Raw genomic sequence first — 21,403 nt, forward strand, 5'->3', positions numbered from 1 at the left:
CACGGGGGACCCGGGGGGAGTACGGGGGACACGGGGGAACAACCCGGGGGGACACGGGGGAAGCACGGGGGAGCACAAGGGGAGCGGGACTGGAGGGCCGGGGGGTCCGTCCAGTCCCGCTTCTTCGTGTGTACGAGTGCGGCCCCAACACGTACGCCGCTAGACGGCCGTACGGGCCGTCGCACACCGTCCCGCCGCCGCGGCGGCCAGCCGGCCCATCGCCTCGTCCCGGTCGCAGGCGTGGGCGCCCAGGGCCGTCTGCCGGGCGATGACCGTCCGCTCCTGCCGCATCAGCCGCCAGCCGCGGCGCAGCAGGAACGGCACGGACTTGCGGCCCTCCCGCAGATCCCTCAGGAAGCGGCGGCGGAAGGTCGTCAGCGGGCCCCGGCTCAGGCACAGCGCGTCGGCCAGGACGCCCAGCTCCCGGCAGCGTGCCACGAGTTCGGCGGCGAAGACGCCCTCCGCGAGGAACAGCGGGGTCCGTCCGATGTCGGCCGTGTCCTCGCCGGTGCGGGCGCTGAGCGAGAGGTCGTAGACGGGCACCCGCGTACGGCCCGTGCGGCACAGCTCCGTGATGGCGGCGACGGCGGCGTCCGCGTCCCACGAGCCGGGGTGGTCCCAGTCGATGTCGGAACTCCCGGACACCAGCGGCAGCGTCGGGTCGGTGCCCTCCTTGTAGAAGTCGTCGAGCCGCAGCACCGGAAGACCGGAGCGGGCGGCGAGGAGGGACTTGCCGGAGCCGGAGGGGCCGCAGAGCAGCACGACTCGCGTCGGTATGGGCGGATGGGAGCTCACGGGACACCAGTCTGAGGCATCGAACGGCCGCCGTACGACCCCGCGGGTCGACTTTGAAGCGGGTATCACACCTCAACTACGCTTCGCGCGGTTACGATTACTCTCCGCTGTAATCCCGGAGTACTCCGAAGCACGAGGTGGCTCACCGATGGCCCGACACGCGTCCCCCTCCCGCGCCTTCCGCACCCCGGCCGTCCAACGCGCCCTGGCCGTCCTCGCGACCGCCGGGGCGGCCCTGGGCGCGGGCGCGGTCACGGCCTCCGCGGCGGAGGGCGGCGAGACGGTCGCCGGCCCGGCGCAGGCCCGTCCCGCCCTGCTGGGCGACATGGATCCGCAGGCGGGCCTCCGGGCGGTGACCGGCACGGTCGGTCACGTCACCGGTCCGGTCGCCGACCTCAAGCCCAACCCGCTGGCCGGCACCGGCGTCGACCCGCTGGACAACGGCGTCGGTACGAAGGTGGCCGACTTCCAGCCGCTCACCTCGACCGCGCTGACGGGGCCGGTCGCGCAGGCCCAATCCCTGGGCAGCGTGCCGGTGGTGGGACAGGCGACTGAGCTGCTGCGCTGACGCACGCCACGAGAAGGGCCGCGCCATCCCCGGACGGAGGGAAGTCGCGGCCCTGTTCGTTGCGCGGTGCGTGACGCCGGTGCGTGACGCCGGTGCGTGACTCCGGTTCGTCACGCGGTTCGTCGCGGCGTCAGTACGACGAGCCGGAGGCGCCCAGTGCGCCCGTCGGGTGCCAGACCGTCTTCGTCTCCAGGAACGCCGTCATGCGGTCGGTGCCGGGATCCGTCGACCAGTCGGCGCTGTCCACAGGCTGTGGACGAAGGACGCGCTTCAGGTTGTCCGCCGCCGCGATCTCCAGCTCCTTCGCCAGCGTCTCGTCGGCGCCCGCGAGGTCGATCGCGTTGACGTCCTGGTGGGCGGCGAGCGGCGCGGCGAGCTCCGCCGTACGGCCGGAGAGGACGTTGACCACGCCGCCGGGGACGTCGGAGGTGGCCAGGACCTCGCCGAGGGAGAGGGCGGGGAGCGGGGAGCGCTCCGACGCCACCACGACCGCCGTGTTGCCCGTCGCGATCACCGGGGCGACGACCGAGACCAGGCCCAGGAGCGACGACCGCTGCGGGGCGAGGACGGCGACCACACCCGTCGGCTCCGGGGAGGACAGGTTGAAGAAGGGGCCCGCGACCGGGTTGCCCCCACCCACCACCTGGGCGATCTTGTCGGTCCAGCCGGCGTACCAGACCCAGCGGTCGATCGCCGCGTCCACCTGGAGGCCCGCCTTCGACTTCGACAGGCCCTCGGCGTCGGCGACCTCCGCGACGTACTGGTCGCGGCGGCCCTCCAGCATCTCGGCGACGCGGTAGAGGATCTGGCCGCGGTTGTACGCCGTCGCGCCCGACCAGCCGCCGAACGCCTTGCGCGCGGCGACCACCGCGTCACGGGCGTCCTTGCGGGAGGAGAGCGGGGCGTTCGCCAGCCACTTGCCCTTGGAGTCCGACACCTCGTACACCCGGCCGCTCTCGGAACGCGGGAACTTCCCGCCGACGTACAGCTTGTAGGTCTTCAGCACGCTGAGACGCTGTTCGGACTTCTCAGACATCGAGGTACGCCTCCAGGCCGTGGCGGCCGCCCTCGCGGCCGAAGCCCGACTCCTTGTAGCCGCCGAACGGCGAGGTCGGATCGAACTTGTTGAACGTGTTGGACCAGATCACACCGGCACGGAGCTTGTTCGCGACCGCCAGGACGCGCGAGCCCTTCTCCGTCCAGATGCCCGCCGACAGGCCGTACGGCGTGTTGTTGGCCTTGGCGACCGCCTCGTCGGGCGTACGGAAGGTCAGCACCGACAGGACCGGGCCGAAGATCTCGTCGCGGGCCACGGTGTGCGCCTGGGTGACGTTCGTGAAGAGCGTCGGGGCGAACCAGTAACCGGACGACGGCAGTTCGCAGGCCGGGGACCAGCGCTCGGCGCCCTCCGCCTCGCCCTGGTCGGCCAGCGCGGTGATCCGGGCCAGCTGCTCGGCGGAGTTGATCGCGCCGATGTCGGTGTTCTTGTCCAGCGGGTCGCCCAGGCGCAGGGTGGTCAGCCTGCGCTTGAGGGAGTCCAGCAGTTCGTCGTGGATCGACTCCTGGACCAGCAGGCGGGAGCCCGCGCAGCAGACCTGGCCCTGGTTGAAGAAGATGCCGTTGACGATGCCCTCGACGGCCTGGTCGATGGGGGCGTCGTCGAAGACGATGTTGGCGCCCTTGCCGCCCAGTTCCAGGGTCAGCTTCTTGCGGGTGCCCGCGACCGTGCGCGCGATCTGCTTGCCGACGGCCGTGGAGCCGGTGAAGGCGACCTTGTTCACGTCGGGGTGGGCGATCAGCGCGGCGCCCGCGCGGCCGTCACCGGTGACGATGTTGACGACGCCCTTGGGCAGGCCCGCCTGACGGCAGATGTCCGCGAAGAAGAGCGCGGACAGGGGGGTCGTCTCTGCGGGCTTGAGGACGACCGTGTTGCCGGTCGCCAGCGCCGGGGCGATCTTCCACGCCAGCATCAGGAGGGGGAAGTTCCACGGGATGACCTGGCCCGCGACGCCGAGGGGGCGGGGGTTCGCGCCGTAGCCCGCGTGGCCGAGCTTGTCGGCCCAGCCCGCGTAGTAGAAGAAGTGCGCGGCGACCAGGGGGAGGTCCGCGTCGCGGGTCTCCCTGATCGGCTTGCCGTTGTCGAGGGTCTCGAGGACGGCCAGCTCGCGGCTGCGTTCCTGGATGACGCGGGCGATGCGGAAGAGGTACTTCGCGCGCTCGGAGCCGGGGAGCGCCGACCACTTCTCGAACGCCTTGCGGGCGGCGCGGACCGCGCGGTCGACGTCCGCCTCACCGGCCTCGGCGACCTCGGAGAGGACCTCCTCGGTGGACGGGGAGACCGTCTTGAAGACCTTGCCGTCGGCGGCCTCCGTGAACTCGCCGTCGATGAACAGACCGTAGGACGCGGCGATGTCGACGACGGCGCGGGACTCGGGCGCCGGCGCGTACTCGAATGCGGATGCCTGCTTTTCCATGCTCATGAGCTCTCAGTCCACCGTCACGTAGTCGGGGCCGCTGTAACGGCCCGTGGCCAGCTTCTGACGCTGCATCAGCAGGTCGTTCAGGAGCGAGGAGGCGCCGAAGCGGAACCAGTGGTTGTCCAGCCAGTCTCCGCCCGCGGTCTCGTTGACCAGGACGAGGAACTTGATCGCGTCCTTGGTGGTACGGATGCCGCCGGCCGGCTTCACACCGACCTGGACGCCGGTCTGCGCACGGAAGTCGCGGACCGCCTCCAGCATCAGGAGGGTGTTGGACGGGGTCGCGTTGACCGCGACCTTGCCGGTGGACGTCTTGATGAAGTCGGCACCCGCCAGCATGCCGAGCCAGCTCGCACGGCGGATGTTGTCGTACGTCGACAGCTCGCCGGTCTCGAAGATGACCTTCAGGCGGGCGCTCGTCCCGCAGGCCTCCTTCACGGCGGTGATCTCGTCGTACACCTTCATGTAGTTCCCCGCGAGGAATGCCCCGCGGTCGATGACCATGTCGACCTCGTCCGCCCCCGCCGTCACGGCCTCGCGCACGTCGGCCAGCTTGACCGCGAGCGAGGCGCGGCCCGCCGGGAACGCCGTGGCGACCGAGGCGACCTTGACGCCCGAGCCGGCGACGGCCTCCTTGGCGGTGGGCACCATGTCGGGGTAGACGCAGACGGCCGCCGTGGCGGGGGTCGCGCGGTCGGTCGGGTCGGGGCGGACCGCCTTCGCGCCGAGCGCCCGGACCTTGCCCGGGGTGTCCGCGCCTTCCAGCGTCGTCAGGTCGACCATCGAGATGGCGAGGTCGATGGCGTACGCCTTCGCGGTGGTCTTGATGGAACGGGTGCCGAGCGAGGCGGCGCGCGCCTCCAGGCCGACCGTGTCGACGCCGGGCAGCCCGTGGAGGAAGCGGCGCAGCGTGCTGTCGGACGCGGTGACGTCGGCGAGTCCGTGTGCGGGAACAGCGGATGCAGTGGTGGGCATGGTCACCAGGCGAGCATATCTACGCGCGTAGCGGCTGTACAGTCCCGTGCGCTCGTTCCGCGGACCGGCACCGCCTATGAGCGTCCCCGGGGCCGTCGTGCACAATCGGCACCATGACGACCCCGGAGTCCCAGTCACCACCGCCGCAGCCGCCGGTACCCGTCTTGAAGGACCGGATCTACCGCTCGCCCGCGGGCCTCGCGGGCGGAGTCCTGCTGCTCGCCCTCGCCCTGTGGCTCGGCATCGACGCCCTGGTCGCGGGCGAGGGGCGTACGCCCTGGACGGCCCTCGCGGCGCTGCTCTTCCTGGTGCCGCTCATCGCCGCCTACACCGTGCGGCCCGCCGTCTTCGCGGGCGACGACAGGCTGCGCGTGCGCAATCCCTTCCGGGTGATCGTGCTGCCCTGGGGGCAGGTCGCCTCCTTCCGGTCCGGTTACTCCAACGAGGTCTTCACCGAGTCGGGCGACAAGTACCAGCTGTGGTCCATTCCGGTCTCGCTGCGCGCCCGCAAGAAGGCCGCGCGACAGGAGGACCGGCGGGCCGCCGGGGGCGGCCGGCGGCGCGGGGGTGTGCTCGGCGGTTACGGCCAGTCCGGTGCGCGGGGCGGTGGCGCCGGGGCCGCCGCCGTCGAGGCGGACGGACCGGTACGGGCGGAGGCCGACAAGATCATGGACGAGCTGCGCGAGACGCACGAGGCGCGGAAGCCGGCCGAGACCTCGCAGGGCGAGGTGACGGTGCGCTGGGCCTACGAGGTCGTCGCGCCGGCGGCGGCCGGGGCGGTGCTGCTCGCGGTGCTGCTGGGGACGGGCTGACGGTTCGGGGAGCGGGGCCGGGGCCGGGGGCCGGTACCGAGAGCCGGTTCGGGGCGGATGCCCGGGTGCGGGGTGCGGGGTGCGGGGTGCGGGGGGTGCGGCCCCGGGGCGCAGCGTCCGCCCGAGGCCGGGGCGGGCATCCGGCAATCACCCGATGGGGGCCCATCCAGATGGACGGGCCCCCATCGGGTGCGGTGACCAGCTCCGCGCGGTCAGATGCCCGCCGCCGCCGACAGGTCGCGCTTGAGCGCCGTCAGCAGGTCCGTCGCCCTGGCGCGGGCCCCGGGGAGGTCGGCGTGCGACGCGACCGGCACGACCACCTCCAGGTAGCACTTCAGCTTGGGCTCCGTACCGCTCGGGCGGACGATCACCCGGGCGCCGTCGAGGGTGTAGCGCAGGCCGTCCGTGGGCGGCAGCGCCTCCGTGCCCCGGGTGAGGTCCTCGGCCCTGGTGACAGGCAGGCCGGCGAGGTCCGTGGGGGGCTGCTCGCGCAGGCGCCGCATCGCGGCGGCGATGAGGGAGAGGTCCTCGACGCGGGCCGAGAGCTGGTCGGTGGCGTGCAGGCCGTGCTCGACGGCGATGTCGTCGAGGAGGTCGAGGAGGGTGCGATCGGCTGTCTTGAGGGTGGAGGCCAGTTCCGTCATCAGGAGGGCCGCGGTGATGCCGTCCTTGTCGCGGACGCCCTCGGGGTCGACGCAGTAGCCGAGCGCTTCCTCGTAGCCGTAGCGCAGACCCTCGACGCGGGCGATCCACTTGAAGCCGGTGAGGGTCTCCTCGTACGGGAGGCCCGCCTTCCCGGCGATACGGCCGAGGAGGGAGGAGGAGACGATCGACTCCGCGAAGGTGCCGCGGGCTCCACGGCCGACCAGGTGGGCCGCGAGGAGGGCGCCGACCTCGTCACCGCGGAGCGTGCGCCAGTCGGTGCCGTCCTTGACGGCGACGGCGAGGCGGTCGGCGTCCGGGTCGTTGGCGATGATCAGGTCGGGGTCGGTCTCCCGGGCCTTGGCGAAGGCCAGGTCCATCGCGCCGGGCTCTTCCGGGTTGGGGAAGGCGACGGTCGGGAAGTCCGGGTCGGGGTCGGCCTGCTCGGCCACGAGGACGGGCTCCGGGAAGCCGGCACGGGCGAAGGCCGCGAGGAGGGTGTCCTTGCCGACGCCGTGCATCGCGGTGTAGACGGTGCGGGCGGTGCGGGGGGAGCCCTCGGAGAGGACGGCGTCCGTGCGGGCGAGGTAGGCGGCGAGGACGGAGTCGTCCAGGGTCTGCCAGCCGGTCTCGGGGCGGGGGACGTCGTTCAGCGAGCGTACGGCGTCGATCTCCGCGGCGATCCCGGCGTCGGCGGGGGGCACGATCTGGGAGCCGTCGCCGAGGTACACCTTGTAGCCGTTGTCGCGGGGCGGGTTGTGGCTGGCGGTGACCTCCACGCCGGCGACCGCGCCGAGGTGCCGTATGGCGAAGGCGAGTACGGGGGTGGGCAGGGGGCGGGGCAGGACGGCCGCCCTGAGGCCGGCGCCGGTCATCACCGCGGCGGTGTCCCGGGCGAAGTCCTCGGACTTGTGGCGGGCGTCGTAGCCGATGACGACCAGGCCGGCGTCTCCGTCGCCCTGGGCGGCGCCCTGCTTCTTCAGGTACGCGGCGAGGCCGGCGGCGGCCCGGATGACGACGGCGCGGTTCATGCGCATCGGGCCGGCACCGAGTTCGCCCCGCAGGCCCGCGGTGCCGAACTGGAGGGTGCCGGAGAAACGCGCGGTGAGCTCGGCGTGGTCCTCGGCGTCGATGAGCTCGCCGAGTTCCGCGCGGGTGTCCGCGTCGGGGTCCTCGGCCAGCCATGCCCTGGCCCGTGCGAGGAGGTCGTCGTGCACGTCGGTCAGCCTCTCGTGTCGTGTGTGAGTCGTGTGTGACGCGGGGTGCGGGGTGCCTGCGGTGGCCTGTGCGGCTCGGTGGATGCGAGGGGTGCCTGCGGCGGTCTGTGCGGGTTCGGTGGGGTGGGGGTGCCCGTGGCGGTCTGTGCGGGTCCGGCGGGGGCGTCGGCCTGTGCGGGTCCGGCGGGGTGCGGGGTGCCTGCGGTGGTCTGTGGGGGTGCGCGTGGCGCTCCGCGGTCGATTGTCCGGTGGGTCGTTGTCCGGTGGGTCGGTGCCGCGCGGGGGCCCGTCCACGGAACGGCGCGGAATCGGTCGGCCGCGGAGGCAACGGCGCGGAGGCAACGGCGCGGGCGCCCCTGCGCCCCGCTGCGGGCGCCCTCCCGCTCCCCGACACGCCCCTTCCCGCCGTACCCGACTGCGGACCGCCGTGGGGCGCACACCACCGGTCGTACGCCCCGCCGACCGCGCGCCCGCGCGGCCGCGGGCCGGCTGTGACCCGGCCCGCGCCCGCACGCGCCGGGTTACAGCCTGCCCAGCACCTGCGTGAGCAGCGACCCCATCCGCGCGGCCGAGTCGCGGCCCGCCTGCAGGACCTCCTCGTGGTTGAGGGGCTCGCCCGTCATGCCCGCGGCGAGGTTGGTCACCAGCGAGATGCCCAGCACCTCCGCGCCGGCCTCGCGGGCGGCGATCGCCTCCAGGACCGTCGACATGCCGACCAGGTCGGCCCCGATGACGCGGGCCATGCGGATCTCGGCCGGCGTCTCGTAGTGCGGGCCGGGGAACTGGGCGTAGACGCCCTCCTCCAGCGTGGGGTCGACCTCCTTGCACAGGGCACGCAGGCGGGGGGAGTAGAGGTCCGTCAGGTCGACGAAGTTCGCGCCGACGATCGGGGAGGTGGCGGTGAGGTTGATGTGGTCACCGATCAGGACCGGCTGGCCGGGGCGCATGCCCTCGCGCAGGCCACCGCAGCCGTTGGTCAGGATGATCGTCTTGGCGCCGGCGGCGACGGCCGTGCGGACCCCGTGGGCGACGGCGGCCACGCCGTGGCCCTCGTAGTAGTGGGTGCGGCCCAGGAAGACCAGCGCGCGCTTGTCACCGATGGAGTACGAGCGGACCTTGCCGCCGTGCCCCTCCACCGCCGGCTTCGGGAAGCCGGGGAGCTCGGTGACCTGGAGATCGGCCTCGGGATCGCCCAGGGCGTCCACGGCCGGTGCCCAGCCGGAGCCCATCACGAGGGCGACGTCGTGGGTCTCGGCGCCGGTGAGTTCGCGCAGGCGGGCCGCGGCGGCGTCGGCGGCGGCGTAGGGGTCGCCCTGGATGTCGTCCGGAAGAAGAGATGCGTTCACGCCGAAGAGGGTAGCCGGTTTACGCCTACGCGCGTAGATGACGGAGCTCACGGGTTTGCGATCGTTGTCCTGTCGTTTCCGACGAAGGGCCGGCCGGGGACCGGCCGGCGGCCGGCGAGGAGCGGGCCGCCGCTCAGCAGGGGCGCTTGCGGAGTTCCATGACGTAGTCGTGCGGCGCGCCGGCGGATTCCGCGGCGTCCGCGACCTCTCCCAGGTAGCGGGCGGAGGGCAGGCCGCCCTCGTAGCCGTTCAGGACGTACGTCCAGGCTCCCTCTTCGCCCTCCAGGGTGTGGACCCGTACGCGCGTGCGGCGGTATATGTCCAGCCCCACGCCCTCCCAGCGGTCCATCGAGTCCTCGTCCATCGGAGCGATGTCGTAGAGGGCCACGAAGACCTGGGAGATCGGATCCTCGACGAGGGTCGCCAGCGCGCCCTCCCAGCCCATGTGCTCGCCCCCGAAGGTCAGCCGCCACCCGTTCAGCCAGCCGGTGGCGCGCAGCGGCGAGTGCGGGGCGCGGCGGGTCATCAACCGCGCGTCGAGGTTGCCGGCATAAGCGGCGTAGAGCGACATGGGGGAGAGGGTACGGCAGCGTCCCGGGAGTCGCTCTTGTAACAGACGTGCCCCCGGGCGGCCCCACTTTGAAGGGTGCGGGACAATGGAGTACGTGACTCGGATCGTGATCATTGGCGGCGGACCCGGCGGATACGAAGCGGCGCTCGTGGCCGCACAGCTCGGCGCGGAGGTGACCGTCGTCGACTGCGACGGTCTGGGCGGGGCGTCGGTGCTGACCGACTGCGTGCCGTCCAAGACCCTCATCGCCACGGCCGAGGTGATGACCACCTTCGACTCGTCGTACGAAGAGCTGGGGATCATCGTCGCCGACGACACCCCTCCCATGGAGCAGACCGCCCGGGTGGTCGGCGTGGACCTGGGCAAGGTCAACCGGCGTGTGAAGCGGCTCGCGCTGGCGCAGTCGCACGACATCACCGCCTCCGTGACGCGCGCCGGCGCGCGCGTGATGCGCGGGCGTGGACGGCTGGAGGGCATGCAGGCCCTCGACGGGTCGCGCAAGGTCGTGGTGCGCGCCGCCGACGGGAGTGAGGAGACGCTCACCGCGGACGCGGTGCTGATCGCGACCGGCGGGCACCCGCGTGAGCTGCCCGACGCCCGGCCCGACGGCGAGCGGATCCTGAACTGGACCCAGGTGTACGACCTCGACGAGCTGCCCGAGGAGCTCATCGTCGTCGGTTCCGGTGTGACCGGTGCCGAGTTCGCCGGCGCCTACCAGGCCCTCGGGTCGCGGGTCACGCTCGTGTCCTCGCGGGACCGTGTGCTGCCCGGCGAGGACCCGGACGCCGCCGCCGTGCTGGAGGACGTGTTCCGCCGGCGCGGCATGAACGTCATGTCGCGCTCGCGGGCCCAGTCCGCCAAGCGGGTCGGGGACCGGGTGGAGGTGACGCTCGCCGACGGGCGCGTCATCACCGGGTCGCACTGCCTGGTGGCCGTGGGCGCCATCCCCAACACCGACGGGATGGGGCTGGAGGAGGCCGGGGTCAAGCTCAAGGACTCCGGGCACATCCGGACCGACCGGGTGTCGCGGACCTCGGCTCCCGGCGTGTACGCCGCCGGTGACGTGACCGGCATCTTCGCGCTCGCCTCGGTCGCCGCCATGCAGGGGCGCATCGCCATGTACCACTTCCTGGGCGACGCCGTGACCCCGCTCAACCTCAAGACCGTCTCGTCCAACGTCTTCACCGACCCCGAGATCGCCACGGTCGGGTACTCGCAGGCCGACGTCGACGCCGGCAAGATCGACGCCCGGGTCGTCAAGCTGCCGCTGCTGCGCAACCCCCGGGCCAAGATGCAGGGCATCCGGGACGGCTTCGTCAAGATCTTCTGCCGGCCGGGCACCGAGATCGTGGTGGGCGGTGTCGTGGTGGCGCCGCGCGCCTCGGAACTCATCCACCCCATCTCCCTCGCGGTCGACAACAACCTGACGGTCGAGCAGATCGCGAACGCCTTCACCGTGTACCCCTCCCTTTCGGGGTCGATCGCGGAGGTGGCACGGCAGCTGCACACGCGGAAGGCCGGCGGAGAGGGCTAGTCGGTCCCCCGGGCGGCACCCGGCGGGACCCGTCGGGACCCGTCGGGACCGGCGGCCGGAATCGACTCCCCGCCGGTCACGGGGAGTTGCGGCGCGTGCGGGCGGCATAGGCGTCCGGGGTAGGCGTGTATACCACTTCAGGCCTGGTCATGCGAACAACTTCTGTTATTCGGCGCATACTGCTGAAAGCAGACGGTCGTTGGGGTTACTGTCAGTTTCGTGTTCGCTGCAGAACGTCGCCAATTGATCCTCGAAATGGTGCGAGCGAACGGGGCCGTGTCGCTCCGTGAGCTCGCCCGCGTCGTCCAGACCTCCGAAGTGACCGTACGGCGGGACGTGCGCGCACTGGAGGCAGAAGGACTCCTCGACCGCCGGCACGGCGGTGCGGTACTGCCGGGCGGGTTCACGCGAGAGTCCGGCTTTCCGCAGAAGTCCCATCTCGCGACCGCCGAGAAGACGGCCATCGCCGACCTCGCCGCGGGCTTCGTCGAAGAGGGCGAGGCCATCGTGGTGGGGGCCGGTACCACCACGCAGGAGCTGGCCCGCCGGCTCGCGCGGGTGCCCGGTCTGACCGTCGTCACCAACTCGCTGCTCGTGGCCCAGGCCCTCGCCCATGCCAACCGGGTCGAGGTCGTGATGACCGGTGGCACCCTCCGGGGCTCCAACTACGCCCTCGTCGGCTCGGGCGCCGAGCAGTCCCTGCAAGGGCTGCGGGTGTCCAAGGCCTTCCTGTCCGGGAGCGGGCTGACGGCGGAGCGGGGGCTGTCCACGTCCAACATGCTGTCGGCGTCCGTCGACCGCGCGCTGGTGCAGGCCGCCGCCGAGGTCGTCGTCCTCGCCGACCACTCCAAGCTGGGCACGGACACCATGTTCCAGACCGTGCCCACGGACGTCATCACCCGCCTGGTCACGGACGAGCCGGCCGCCCACGACGACCGTGCCGCCACCGAGCTCCAGGCCCTGGCCGACCAGGGCGTGCAGATCGCCGTCACCGGGGCGTCGGGGGGTGCGACGACCGGGGCCGGAGGTTCCGGCGCCTCGGGAAACTCGGGGGCCTCGGGAGCCTCCGGCGGTGATGCCGTCCCGGCGCGTCAGCAGCGCCGGGACGTGCCGCTTCCGGGGCCACGCCGTCAGGTCCCGGGTGCGGCGGCCGGCCTGCGGTCGGCGTCGGCCCTGGGTGAGCAGAACGCCGGGGCGGAGCGGGCGCGCGTCGCGGACATGCGCCGCCGCTGAGCCGCCACACGGTCCGTCGCGCCCCCGGCACCAACAGCGGGGCGCCCGGCGGACCACAGTGGTCCACCGGGCGCCCCGGCCGCGGCGTACGGTCGCTCCGCGTCCCGCGGGCGGTTCCTCGCCTCGCTGTACGGCGCTCAGCCCGTCGGTCGTTCCCCACGCATGACGTACGGCGGTCGGTTGCCCGCGTCGCGTACGGCGCTCGGCCCATCGCTCAGTCCCGCGCATCGGCCCATCGCTCAGTCCCGCGCTCGACGTACGTCGCTCAGCTCCGCGCTCGACGTACGACGCTCAGTCCTTGATCTCGCAGATCGCCGCGCCCGACGTGATGGACGCGCCGACCTCGGCGCCCAGGCCCTTGACGGTGCCGGCCTTGTGGGCGTTGAGGGGCTGTTCCATCTTCATGGCCTCCAGGACGACGATCAGGTCGCCCTCCTGGACCTCCTGGCCCTCCTCCACCGCGATCTTCACGATGGTGCCCTGCATCGGGGAGGCGAGGGTGTCGCCGGAGGCCGCGGGGCCGGACTTCTTCGCCGCGCGCCGCTTGGTCTTGGCGCCGGCCGCCAGGCCGGTGCGGGCCAGGGACATGCCCAGCGAGGACGGGAGGGAGACCTCCAGGCGCTTGCCGCCGACCTCGACGACGACCGTCTCCCGTCCGGACTCCTCGTCCGCCTCGGTGCCGGCCGGCGCGGTGAAGGGCTTGATCTCGTTGACGAACTCCGTCTCGATCCAGCGGGTGTGGACCGTGAAGGGGTCGGTGGAGCCGGTCAGCTCCGGGGCGAACGCCGGGTCCTGGACCACCGCGCGGTGGAACGGGATCGCCGTGGCCATGCCCTCGACCTGGAACTCCTCCAGGGCGCGGGAGGCGCGCTGGAGGGCCTCGGCGCGGGTGCGGCCGGTCACGATCAGCTTCGCCAGGAGCGAGTCCCACGCCGGGCCGATCACGCTGCCGGACTCCACGCCCGCGTCCAGGCGGACGCCCGGGCCGGTCGGGGGAGCGAAGGCGGTGACGGTGCCGGGCGCGGGGAGGAAGCCCCGGCCGGGGTCCTCGCCGTTGATGCGGAACTCGAAGGAGTGGCCGCGCAGGACGGGGTCGCCGTAGCCGAGTTCCTCGCCGTCGGCGATGCGGAACATCTCGCGGACCAGGTCGATGCCGGCGACCTCCTCGGTGACCGGGTGCTCCACCTGGAGGCGGGTGTTGACCTCCAGGAAGGAGATCGTGCCGTCCACGCCGACCAGGAACTCCACGGTGCCGGCGCCGACGTAGCCGGCCTCCTTCAGGATCGCCTTCGAGGAGGAGTACAGCTCGTCGACCTGCGCCTGGGACAGGAAGGGGGCCGGGGCCTCCTCCACCAGCTTCTGGTGGCGGCGCTGGAGCGAGCAGTCACGGGTGGAGACCACGACCACGTTGCCGTGCTGGTCGGCCAGGCACTGGGTCTCCACGTGGCGGGGCTTGTCGAGGTAGCGCTCGACGAAGCACTCCCCGCGCCCGAAGGCGGCCACCGCCTCACGGACGGCGGAGTCGTACAGCTCGGGCACCTCTTCGAGGGTGCGGGCGACCTTGAGGCCGCGTCCGCCGCCGCCGAAGGCCGCCTTGATCGCGATCGGCAGGCCGTGCTCCTTGGCGAAGGCCACGACCTCGTCCGCACCCGAGACCGGGTCCGGCGTGCCCGCGACCAGCGGGGCGCCGGCGCGCTGGGCGATGTGCCGGGCGGCGACCTTGTCGCCCAGGTCGCGGATGGCCTGCGGGGGCGGGCCGATCCAGATCAGCTCCGCGTCCAGGACCGCCTGCGCGAACTCGGCGTTCTCGGAGAGGAATCCGTAGCCGGGATGGATGGCGTCCGCACCCGACTCCCGCGCGGCCTTCAGGACCTTGGCGATGTCCAGGTAACTGGTGGCCGGGGTGTCACCACCCAGGGCGAACGCCTCATCAGCGGCGCGGACATGCAGAGCGTCCCGGTCCGGGTCCGCGTAGACGGCCACGCTCGCGATCCCGGCGTCCCGGCAGGCCCGGGCCACGCGGACAGCGATTTCGCCACGATTGGCGATGAGCACCTTGCGCACGATTGAGGCTCCCTCCTTGAAACAAGCCGAGTTTAGGGACTGCCGACACGGCACTTCGACCCGTCCCCGATGGTGACCTTGCCCACACAGAGTGTGATTCGAGGCTTGCCCGACCCGCGAAAGCCCTTGTCCTGCCGCGATACACGAGACTCCTCGGGGAAACCCTAGCTTCCCGATGTGGGCAAGGTCTCTGTACGAGGGTGCTGCGCGCCACTCGGTTTCTTTGTGGAGTCCCTACGAATGGCCCAATGATTCTTTGCCCGTCGCAGACCCCTTGTCGCGAGGTTTACCGGTTAGTAACGTTCCCCGTGTCTCGAACGTACTTGGGGTAACAGCTGTCCTGTGCGGCAGCGGTCGAAAGTGGGTGGGGACCGGTGACGGTGCGCAGACCGGTGGCGTGGGTCGTGGCGGTCGTGCTCTTCGCGGAGGCGGTCGGCGTCGCGGCGCTGAACTGGTTCCTGGCGATCGTCGTCGACCGGCAGGACATGTCCCTGGCCGGTCTCGACCCGGACGTGATGTCCCTGTCCTCGAAGATCGGCGGTGTCGTCCTCGGGCTCTACTTCGCGCTGTGCGGCCTGGTCGCCCTGCTCGTGGCGGTGCGCGGCCGTCCGCCGGCCGGCCTCGGCCGGGTCCTGCTGGTCAGCGCCGCCGTGGTGCACGCGCTGCTCGGCGCCGTCACCTGGGGGCTGGTCGGCCCCCAGGCCTTCCTGTTCATGGTCCTCGTCCTCGCCCTCATCGTCCTGCTGCTGATGACCTACGACGCCCGCGAGGACCCCGCGGCCGGGCGCCCCGAGGGCGGCAGGGGCGACGACGGGTCCCCGGTCAGCCCGTCGCCGGCTCCCACAACTCCGTGATTCCCACGCCGAGTTCGGCGAGCAGCCGGCGTACGAGGGGCATGCTGATGCCGATCACGTTCCCGTGGTCGCCCTCGATGCCCTCGATGAACGGGGCCGAGCGGCCGTCCAGCGTGAACGCCCCGGCGACGTACAGCGGCTCGCCGGAGGCCACGTAGGCGGCGATCTCCTCGTCGGTCGGCTCGCCGAAGCGGACGACGGTGGAGGCGGTGGCCGAGACATGGCGGCCCGAGGCGGTGTCCCAGACGCAGTGGCCGGTCTGGAGCGTGCCCGCCCGGCCGCGCATCGCCTTCCAGCGGGCGGTGGCCTCCTCGGCGTCCGCCGGCTTGCCGAGCGCCTGGCCGTCCAGGTCGAGCACCGAGTCGCAGCCGATCACCAGGGCACCGTGCACCTCGGGCTTCGCGGCCACGACGGAGGCTTTGGCCTCGGCGAGGGCGAGGGCCAGCTCGGCGGGGGTGGGCGCGGTGACGGCCTCCTCGTCGACGCCGCTGACGAGCACTTCGGGGGCGAGCCCGGCCTGGCGCAGCAGGCCGAGCCGGGCCGGGGACTGGGAGGCGAGGACGAGTCGGCGACGCGGCTGCTGGTCTGTCATGGGATCAGGGTATCGGCGCCATCGGCGGCGTCACGGACGCCGGCGCCTCACCCCGCGCCGATCACGATCATCGCGAGGACCATGGCCAGCGCCAGGAAAACGCTCAGCCGCCGCAGCATGTCCTGCGTCTCGCGCAGTTCCTTGGGCGGCTCGTTCTCGGGGTCGGACCACAGCATTCCACCAGCGTGGGGCTTGGCCGTGGGACGGCGCTTGAGTACGGGTACTTATTTGAGGGGCGCGGGGTGCCGGGGCACCGAGGCGCGGAGGTGCGGGGTGCGGGGCGCGGTGCTGTGCGCCCACGCGGCGGGCCGTACCGGCACGGGTCCGCGCCCCCGGGCCGGCCGCGGCTCAGGCCGGCCAGTACGTGCGGCCCCAGGACGCCGGGCCCGGGTGGGGCAGGCGGGCGGCCGCGAGGCGGGACGGGTCGGACCACGCGTCCCTGGTGCTCGGCGCGCCGGACGGCTCGGCCTCCGCCGCCACGGCGCGGGCGCGGACCACCGCCAGGGCGGCGGCCAGCTCCTCGGGGGTGGGGTTGCCCCGTACGACCTTGATCGTCACAGCGGCTCCTTAGAGGGGGATGTTGCCGTGCTTCTTCGGGGGAAGGGATTCCCGCTTCGTACGCAGCTGACGCAGGCCGCGGACGATGTGGCGGCGGGTGTCGGACGGCATGATCACCGCGTCGACGTAACCGCGTTCGGCCGCCGTGTAGGGGTTGAGGAGGGCGTCCTCGTACTCCTGGATCAGGCGGGCGCGGGTGGCCTCGGTCTCGTCACCGGCCTCCGCGATCGTGCGGCGGTGCAGGATGTTGACCGCGCCCTGGGCGCCCATGACGGCGATCTGGGCGGTGGGCCAGGCCAGGTTCAGGTCGGCACCCAGGTGCTTGGAGCCCATGACGTCGTAGGCGCCGCCGAAGGCCTTGCGGGTGATGACCGTGATGAGCGGGACGGTGGCCTCGGCGTAGGCGAAGATCAGCTTGGCGCCGCGGCGGATGATGCCGTCGTGCTCCTGGTCGACGCCCGGCAGGAAGCCGGGGACGTCCACGAAGGTCAGGACGGGCACGTTGAAGGCGTCGCAGGTGCGCACGAAGCGCGCCGCCTTCTCGGAGGCGGTGATGTCCAGGCAGCCGGCGAACTGCATCGGCTGGTTGGCGACGATGCCGACCGGGCGGCCCTCGACGCGTCCGAAGCCGGTGAGGATGTTCGGCGCGTACAGCGGCTGCGTCTCGAAGAACTCGGCGTCGTCCAGGACGTGCTCGATGACGCTGTGCATGTCGTACGGCTGGTTCGCCGAGTCCGGGACGATCGTGTCCAGCTCGGCGTCCTCGTCCGTGACGGCGAGGTCCGCCTCCTCCGGGAACGCGGGCGGGTCGGAGAGGTTGTTGGACGGCAGATACGACAGCAGCTGCTTGACGTACTCGACGGCGTCCTTCTCGTCACCGGCCATGTGGTGGGCCACGCCCGAGGTGGAGTTGTGGGTGCGCGCGCCGCCCAGCTCCTCGAAACCGACGTCCTCGCCGGTGACCGTCTTGATGACGTCGGGGCCGGTGATGAACATGTGGCTGGTCTGGTCGACCATCACCGTGAAGTCGGTGATCGCGGGGGAGTAGACCGCGCCGCCCGCGCACGGGCCGACGACCAGGCTGATCTGGGGGATGACGCCGGAGGCGTGGGTGTTGCGGCGGAAGATCTCGCCGTACGCCCCGAGCGAGGCCACGCCCTCCTGGATGCGGGCGCCGCCGGAGTCGTTGATGCCGATGACCGGGCAGCCGGTCTTCAGCGCGAAGTCCATGACCTTGACGATCTTCTGGCCGTAGACCTCGCCCAGCGCCCCGCCGAAGACCGTGAAGTCCTGCGAGAAGACGGCGACGGGGCGGCCGTCGACGGTGCCGTAGCCGGTGACGACGCCGTCGCCGTAGGGGCGGTTGGCGTCGAGGCCGAAGTTGGTGGAGCGGTGCCGGGCGAACTCGTCCAGCTCGACGAAGGAGTCCTCGTCGAGCAGGAGACCGATGCGCTCACGGGCCGTCAGCTTGCCCTTGGCGTGCTGCTTCTCGACGGCGCGCTCCGAACCGGCGTGCGTCGCTTCCTCGATACGGCGCCTGAGATCCGCGAGCTTGCCCGCGGTCGTGTGGATGTCGGGCTGCTGCTCTTCCGGCTCGGACATCGGGATGCGGCTCCCTGCCTGCTCAAAAGGGTGGGGACGGTTACTCATCCGTAGAGTAGTAGGGGGCCTTCCGATCGGCAGTGCGGTGTTTCCCACACCTAATGTGGGTTGCATGACGCCCCGAGATGCCTCTGACTCCCCCCGCGGCCGCTGGTCCGACCTGGACCGGCCGCCCCTCAACACCACGGCCCTGCGCCGGGGACTGGTGCGGGAGGGCGGACTGTGGCGGCAGGTGGACGTGGTGCAGAGCACCGGTTCCACCAACTCCGACCTCGTGGCCCGGGCCGCCGACGGGGAGCAGGCGGAAGGGGTCGTCCTCGTCGCCGAGGAGCAGACCGCCGCGCGGGGCCGCCTGGACCGGCAGTGGACGGCACCGCCCCGCTCCGGCCTCTTCTTCTCCGTACTGCTGCGGCCGGCCGAGGTGCCCGTGGCCCGCTGGGGCTGGCTGCCGCTGCTCACCGGCGTCGCGGTGGCGACCGGACTGTCCCGGGCGGCGGGTGTCGATACGGCCCTGAAGTGGCCCAACGACCTCCTCGTGACGGTCGGCGACGAGGAACGCAAGGCGGGCGGCATCCTCGCCGAGCGGGCCGGTGACGACGGGGTCGTCGTCGGAGTCGGCGTCAACGTCACCCTGCGGGCCGACGAACTCCCGGTGGAGCGGGCCGGGTCGCTCGCGCTGGCCGGGGCCGTGAGCACCGACCGGGACCCGCTGCTGCGGGGGGTGCTGCGGTCGCTGGAGGAGTGGTACGGGCGGTGGCGGGCGGCCGGGGGCGACCCGGCGGCCAGCGGGCTGCAGGAGACGTACGCGGCGGGCTGCGCGACGCTCGGCCGCGTGGTGCGGGCGGAGCTTCCGGGGGACCGGTCGCTGGTGGGGGAGGCGGTGGCCGTGGACGGGGACGGCCGGCTGGTGCTGGCCACGGCGGCGGGGGTGCAGGAACCGGTGGGGGCCGGGGACATCGTCCATCTGCGCCCGGCGTGAGCGCACCCGCACGCGCGGCCCTCCGCCGCGTGAGTACCGTGCCTGTACGCGCGGTCCCCTGCCGGGTGGCTGCTGTGCCTGTACGCGCGGTCCCCCTGCCACATGAGTGCCGTGCCTGTACACGCGGTCCCCGCCGCATGACTGCCGCGTCCGCACGTGCGGTCCCCGCCGGATGACTGCCGTGCCCGCACGTGCGGTCCCCGCCGGATGACTGCCGTGCCCGCTCGCGCGGCCCAGGGCCGGCCTGTGACTGCCCGGCTGTCCCTGGGCTGCGGCTGGATACTCGTCGGGAGTGAGCTGGGGCACACCTGACGTAAAGTTGGCGCCGGTCGAACCTGACCGCAGCAGATCGGAAGGGCAGCAGGCGTGACCGTCGACGAAACGGGCTCCGGCGCGGACGGGGACGGCCGGGTGGACCCCGAGCCCGGCCCGGAGTCCGCCGACTCCGGCGAGGACCCGCTCGCGCTGCGCCTCGAAGGGCTCATTCTGGGCGCCGAGCGCCGCTACACCCCCTTCCAGGCCGCCCGCAGCGCGGGCGTCTCCATGGAGCTGGCCTCCCGTTTCTGGCGGGCCATGGGCTTCGCCGACATCGGCCAGGCCAAGGCGCTCACCGAGGCGGACGTCCTCGCCCTGCGGCGGCTGGCAGGCCTGGTGGAGGCGGGGCTGCTCAGCGAGGCCATGGCCGTGCAGGTGGCGCGGTCCACCGGGCAGACCACCGCCCGGTTGGCCGAGTGGCAGATCGACAGCTTCCTGGAGGGTCTGACCGAGCCTCCGGAGCCCGGGATGACACGCACCGAGGTGACGTATCCCATCGTCGAGCTGCTCCTGCCCGAGCTTCAGGAGTTCCTCGTCTACGTCTGGCGGCGCCAGCTCGCCGCCTCGGCCGGCCGGGTCGTCCAGGCCGGTGACGACGAGGAGATGGTGGACCGTCGGCTCGCCGTCGGCTTCGCCGACCTGGTCGGCTTCACCCGGCTGACCCGCCGGATGGAGGAGGAGGAGCTCGGCGAGCTGGTCGAGGCCTTCGAGACCACCGCCGCCGACCTGGTCGCCGCACGCGGCGGACGGCTGATCAAGACCCTCGGCGACGAGGTGCTCTACGCCGCCGACGACGCCGGTACTGCGGCCGAGATCGCGCTGCGCCTCATCGAGACCATGGCGAACGACGAGACCATGCCGGAACTGCGCGTCGGCATCGCCTTCGGCACGGTGACCACCCGGATGGGCGATGTCTTCGGTACGACCGTGAACCTGGCCTCCCGGCTCACCTCGATAGCCCCCAAGGACGCCGTCCTCGTCGACAGCGCCTTCGCGGAGGAACTGACCCGCACCCGGGACGCCCCGGCTTCGGAGACGGTGGCGGCGGAGGAGGCCGCCGCGGCGGAGAAGGAGGGCGAGCAGCCGCCGGCGTACCGCTTCGCGCTCCAGCCGATGTGGCAGCGGCCGGTGCGCGGTCTCGGCGTGGTCGAGCCGTGGCTGCTCACGCGGCGGGGCGGCGGGGAGTCGTAGGACCCCCCTCCCGGTAGCCGGTAGCCGGCCCGTCAGCCGGTCGTCGTACCGTCACGGCCCCTCCGGGGCTCACGAGCCCCGGCATGCACCAGCCTCCCCGCGGCGCACACCAGGTCTTTCCCCGCGCGGGCCCGCCTGCGATGATCGGACGGTCGGCTGTTAACACGCGTTAACCGGAGGGTGTCATGAGCGAGGAGCGGTTCGGAGAGTTCGTCCTGGTGCGGCGGCACGGGGACGGGCATGTCGCGGAACTCGCGCTCGACCGGCCGAAGGCCATGAACGCCGTCTCGACCGCGATGGCCCGGTCCGTCGGCGCGGCGTGCGCGGCGCTGGGCGAGGACCGGAGCGTACGGGTGGTGGTGCTGACCTCGACCCACGAGCGGGCGTTCTGCGTCGGGGCCGACCTGAAGGAGCGCAACTCCTTCTCCGACGCCGACCTGCTGCGCCAGCGGCCCGTGACGCGGGCGGCGTACACCGCGGTGCTGGAGCTGCCGGTGCCGACGGTCGCGGCCGTGCACGGGTTCGCGCTGGGGGGCGGGTTCGAGCTGGCGTTGTCGTGCGACGTGATCGTGGCCGACCCCACGGCGGTGGTGGGGCTGCCCGAGGTGTCCGTCGGGGTGATTCCGGGCGGCGGCGGTACGCAGCTGCTGCCGCGGCGGGTCGGGGCGGCGCGCGCCGCCGAGCTGGTGTTCACGGCGCGGCGGGTGGCGGCGGTGGAGGCCCGCGAGCTGGGGCTGGTGGACCAGCTCGTGGAGGAGGGGCGGGACCGGGAGGAGGCGCTGGACCTCGCCTCCCGGATGGCCGCGAACTCGCCCGTGGGACTGCGGGCGGCCAAGCGGGCGCTGCGGCTGGGGCACGGTCTCGACCTGCGGGCCGGCCTGGAGGTCGAGGACGCGGCGTGGCGGTCGGTGGCGTTCTCGGGGGACCGGGCGGAGGGGGTGGCGGCGTTCAACGAGAAGCGGGCGCCGCGATGGCCGGGCGAGTGAGCCGGCCGTGCGCGAGTGGGTCGGCGGTGCGCGAGTGAGCCGGCTCTGCGGTGCGGGTGGGCGGCCGACGACCCGCCCTGCGTCGGGCCGCA

At 72.7% G+C, this 21,403-nt stretch carries 20 protein-coding genes; 8 read left to right on the plus strand and 12 right to left on the minus strand.

Translation table 11 applies throughout. From position 1 onward, the window contains the following. Positions 1-159 precede the first annotated feature (159 nt). On the minus strand, positions 160-762 hold the full coding sequence (locus tag ACH4NX_RS10855; RefSeq protein WP_351397646.1) for a uridine kinase: 603 nt from the start codon (positions 760-762) through the stop codon (positions 160-162). Between the two features lie 181 nt (positions 763-943). Here ACH4NX_RS10855 and ACH4NX_RS10860 point away from each other — a divergent pair, with 181 nt between their 5' ends. Beyond that, positions 944-1,363 (plus strand): hypothetical protein, encoded by a 420-nt coding sequence (locus tag ACH4NX_RS10860; RefSeq protein WP_351397546.1) that lies wholly within the window; start codon positions 944-946, stop codon positions 1,361-1,363. A 130-nt stretch (positions 1,364-1,493) separates the two neighbouring features. Here ACH4NX_RS10860 and ACH4NX_RS10865 read toward each other — a convergent pair whose 3' ends face one another. From ACH4NX_RS10865 to deoC, 3 genes are read right to left on the minus strand one after another with little or no spacing between them, the layout of a single operon-like run. Further along, positions 1,494-2,399 (minus strand): aldehyde dehydrogenase family protein, encoded by a 906-nt coding sequence (locus ACH4NX_RS10865; RefSeq protein ID WP_398127933.1) that lies wholly within the window; start codon positions 2,397-2,399, stop codon positions 1,494-1,496. Further along, positions 2,392-3,837 carry an aldehyde dehydrogenase family protein gene (locus ACH4NX_RS10870; protein WP_398127958.1) on the minus strand — a complete coding sequence of 482 codons (1,446 nt, stop codon included), beginning with the start codon at positions 3,835-3,837 and terminating at the stop codon, positions 2,392-2,394. Before ACH4NX_RS10870 ends, ACH4NX_RS10865 begins: the two co-directional genes overlap by 8 nt. Positions 3,838-3,849: 12 nt before the next feature. Next, the gene (deoC, locus tag ACH4NX_RS10875; protein WP_351397540.1) at positions 3,850-4,815 is read right to left on the minus strand and encodes a deoxyribose-phosphate aldolase; all 966 of its coding nucleotides are present in this window, start codon (positions 4,813-4,815) and stop codon (positions 3,850-3,852) included. 113 nt (positions 4,816-4,928) lie between these two features. Here deoC and ACH4NX_RS10880 point away from each other — a divergent pair, with 113 nt between their 5' ends. Beyond that, positions 4,929-5,627 (plus strand): PH domain-containing protein, encoded by a 699-nt coding sequence (locus tag ACH4NX_RS10880; protein ID WP_351397537.1) that lies wholly within the window; start codon positions 4,929-4,931, stop codon positions 5,625-5,627. Positions 5,628-5,839: 212 nt separating this feature from the next. Here ACH4NX_RS10880 and ACH4NX_RS10885 read toward each other — a convergent pair whose 3' ends face one another. The 3 genes from ACH4NX_RS10885 to ACH4NX_RS10895 form a co-directional block, all read right to left on the minus strand. Continuing rightward, the gene (locus ACH4NX_RS10885) at positions 5,840-7,486 is read right to left on the minus strand and encodes a phospho-sugar mutase (protein WP_398127932.1); all 1,647 of its coding nucleotides are present in this window, start codon (positions 7,484-7,486) and stop codon (positions 5,840-5,842) included. A gap of 521 nt (positions 7,487-8,007) precedes the next feature. Next, the gene (locus tag ACH4NX_RS10890) at positions 8,008-8,832 is read right to left on the minus strand and encodes a purine-nucleoside phosphorylase (protein WP_279560156.1); all 825 of its coding nucleotides are present in this window, start codon (positions 8,830-8,832) and stop codon (positions 8,008-8,010) included. Between the two features lie 133 nt (positions 8,833-8,965). Further along, on the minus strand, positions 8,966-9,403 hold the full coding sequence (locus tag ACH4NX_RS10895) for a gamma-glutamylcyclotransferase (RefSeq protein WP_279560155.1): 438 nt from the start codon (positions 9,401-9,403) through the stop codon (positions 8,966-8,968). A gap of 85 nt (positions 9,404-9,488) precedes the next feature. Between ACH4NX_RS10895 and ACH4NX_RS10900 the strand changes: the two genes are divergently transcribed. Together ACH4NX_RS10900 and ACH4NX_RS10905 are read left to right on the plus strand one after the other, a co-directional pair. Further along, positions 9,489-10,937 carry an NAD(P)H-quinone dehydrogenase gene (locus ACH4NX_RS10900; protein WP_351397531.1) on the plus strand — a complete coding sequence of 483 codons (1,449 nt, stop codon included), beginning with the start codon at positions 9,489-9,491 and terminating at the stop codon, positions 10,935-10,937. A 219-nt stretch (positions 10,938-11,156) separates the two neighbouring features. After that, entirely contained in the window at positions 11,157-12,170 is a 1,014-nt protein-coding gene (locus ACH4NX_RS10905; protein WP_398127931.1) for a DeoR/GlpR family DNA-binding transcription regulator, read from the plus strand. Positions 12,171-12,461: 291 nt separating this feature from the next. Here ACH4NX_RS10905 and ACH4NX_RS10910 read toward each other — a convergent pair whose 3' ends face one another. Continuing rightward, complete coding sequence (locus ACH4NX_RS10910) at positions 12,462-14,234, minus strand: biotin carboxylase N-terminal domain-containing protein (RefSeq protein WP_351397526.1); 1,773 nt, start codon at positions 14,232-14,234, stop codon at positions 12,462-12,464. A 374-nt stretch (positions 14,235-14,608) separates the two neighbouring features. Between ACH4NX_RS10910 and ACH4NX_RS10915 the strand changes: the two genes are divergently transcribed. Continuing rightward, entirely contained in the window at positions 14,609-15,088 is a 480-nt protein-coding gene (locus ACH4NX_RS10915; protein WP_351397523.1) for a hypothetical protein, read from the plus strand. On the opposite strand, the gene ACH4NX_RS10920 is transcribed toward ACH4NX_RS10915, so the two are convergent. The 4 genes from ACH4NX_RS10920 to ACH4NX_RS10935 form a co-directional block, all read right to left on the minus strand. Continuing rightward, the gene (locus ACH4NX_RS10920) at positions 15,057-15,680 is read right to left on the minus strand and encodes a nucleoside triphosphate pyrophosphatase (RefSeq protein ID WP_351397520.1); all 624 of its coding nucleotides are present in this window, start codon (positions 15,678-15,680) and stop codon (positions 15,057-15,059) included. The two genes, ACH4NX_RS10915 and ACH4NX_RS10920, sit on opposite strands and share 32 nt — an antisense overlap. Before the next feature lie 47 nt (positions 15,681-15,727). After that, positions 15,728-15,856, minus strand: coding sequence for a morphogenic membrane protein MmpB (gene mmpB, locus ACH4NX_RS10925; protein WP_345598107.1), 129 nt, complete (start codon positions 15,854-15,856; stop codon positions 15,728-15,730). Positions 15,857-16,028: 172 nt separating this feature from the next. Continuing rightward, on the minus strand, positions 16,029-16,238 hold the full coding sequence (locus tag ACH4NX_RS10930) for an acyl-CoA carboxylase epsilon subunit (RefSeq protein WP_351397516.1): 210 nt from the start codon (positions 16,236-16,238) through the stop codon (positions 16,029-16,031). A 9-nt stretch (positions 16,239-16,247) separates the two neighbouring features. Further along, positions 16,248-17,840, minus strand: a complete 1,593-nt coding sequence (locus ACH4NX_RS10935; RefSeq protein ID WP_398127930.1) for an acyl-CoA carboxylase subunit beta — start codon at positions 17,838-17,840, stop codon at positions 16,248-16,250. A 112-nt stretch (positions 17,841-17,952) separates the two neighbouring features. On the opposite strand from ACH4NX_RS10935, the gene ACH4NX_RS10940 reads away from it, so the two are divergent. The 3 genes from ACH4NX_RS10940 (at position 17,953) to ACH4NX_RS10950 (ending at position 21,311) form a co-directional block, all read left to right on the plus strand. After that, positions 17,953-18,819, plus strand: a complete 867-nt coding sequence (locus ACH4NX_RS10940) for a biotin--[acetyl-CoA-carboxylase] ligase (protein WP_351397511.1) — start codon at positions 17,953-17,955, stop codon at positions 18,817-18,819. Positions 18,820-19,185: 366 nt separating this feature from the next. Then, positions 19,186-20,325 carry an adenylate/guanylate cyclase domain-containing protein gene (locus tag ACH4NX_RS10945; protein WP_398127929.1) on the plus strand — a complete coding sequence of 380 codons (1,140 nt, stop codon included), beginning with the start codon at positions 19,186-19,188 and terminating at the stop codon, positions 20,323-20,325. 185 nt (positions 20,326-20,510) lie between these two features. Continuing rightward, on the plus strand, positions 20,511-21,311 hold the full coding sequence (locus ACH4NX_RS10950) for an enoyl-CoA hydratase-related protein (RefSeq protein WP_351397505.1): 801 nt from the start codon (positions 20,511-20,513) through the stop codon (positions 21,309-21,311). Positions 21,312-21,403 lie beyond the last annotated feature (92 nt).

The sequence above is a fragment of the Streptomyces sp. NPDC017225 genome (genome assembly GCF_044331465.1).
GTDB lineage: Bacteria > Actinomycetota > Actinomycetes > Streptomycetales > Streptomycetaceae > Streptomyces.

What these genes read in the sequence shown, in the direction of transcription:
- ACH4NX_RS10860 (WP_351397546.1), top strand. Translation starts at nt 944, where the DNA reads ATGGCCCGACACGCGTCCCCCTCCCGCGCCTTCCGCACCCCGGCCGTC.
- ACH4NX_RS10865 (WP_398127933.1), bottom strand. Translation starts at nt 2,399, where the DNA reads ATGTCTGAGAAGTCCGAACAGCGTCTCAGCGTGCTGAAGACCTACAAG.
- ACH4NX_RS10870 (WP_398127958.1), bottom strand. Translation starts at nt 3,837, where the DNA reads ATGGAAAAGCAGGCATCCGCATTCGAGTACGCGCCGGCGCCCGAGTCC.
- deoC (WP_351397540.1), bottom strand. Translation starts at nt 4,815, where the DNA reads ATGCCCACCACTGCATCCGCTGTTCCCGCACACGGACTCGCCGACGTC.
- ACH4NX_RS10880 (WP_351397537.1), top strand. Translation starts at nt 4,929, where the DNA reads ATGACGACCCCGGAGTCCCAGTCACCACCGCCGCAGCCGCCGGTACCC.
- ACH4NX_RS10895 (WP_279560155.1), bottom strand. Translation starts at nt 9,403, where the DNA reads ATGTCGCTCTACGCCGCTTATGCCGGCAACCTCGACGCGCGGTTGATG.
- ACH4NX_RS10900 (WP_351397531.1), top strand. Translation starts at nt 9,489, where the DNA reads ATGGAGTACGTGACTCGGATCGTGATCATTGGCGGCGGACCCGGCGGA.
- ACH4NX_RS10920 (WP_351397520.1), bottom strand. Translation starts at nt 15,680, where the DNA reads ATGACAGACCAGCAGCCGCGTCGCCGACTCGTCCTCGCCTCCCAGTCC.
- mmpB (WP_345598107.1), bottom strand. Translation starts at nt 15,856, where the DNA reads ATGCTGTGGTCCGACCCCGAGAACGAGCCGCCCAAGGAACTGCGCGAG.
- ACH4NX_RS10935 (WP_398127930.1), bottom strand. Translation starts at nt 17,840, where the DNA reads ATGTCCGAGCCGGAAGAGCAGCAGCCCGACATCCACACGACCGCGGGC.
- ACH4NX_RS10940 (WP_351397511.1), top strand. Translation starts at nt 17,953, where the DNA reads ATGACGCCCCGAGATGCCTCTGACTCCCCCCGCGGCCGCTGGTCCGAC.
- ACH4NX_RS10950 (WP_351397505.1), top strand. Translation starts at nt 20,511, where the DNA reads ATGAGCGAGGAGCGGTTCGGAGAGTTCGTCCTGGTGCGGCGGCACGGG.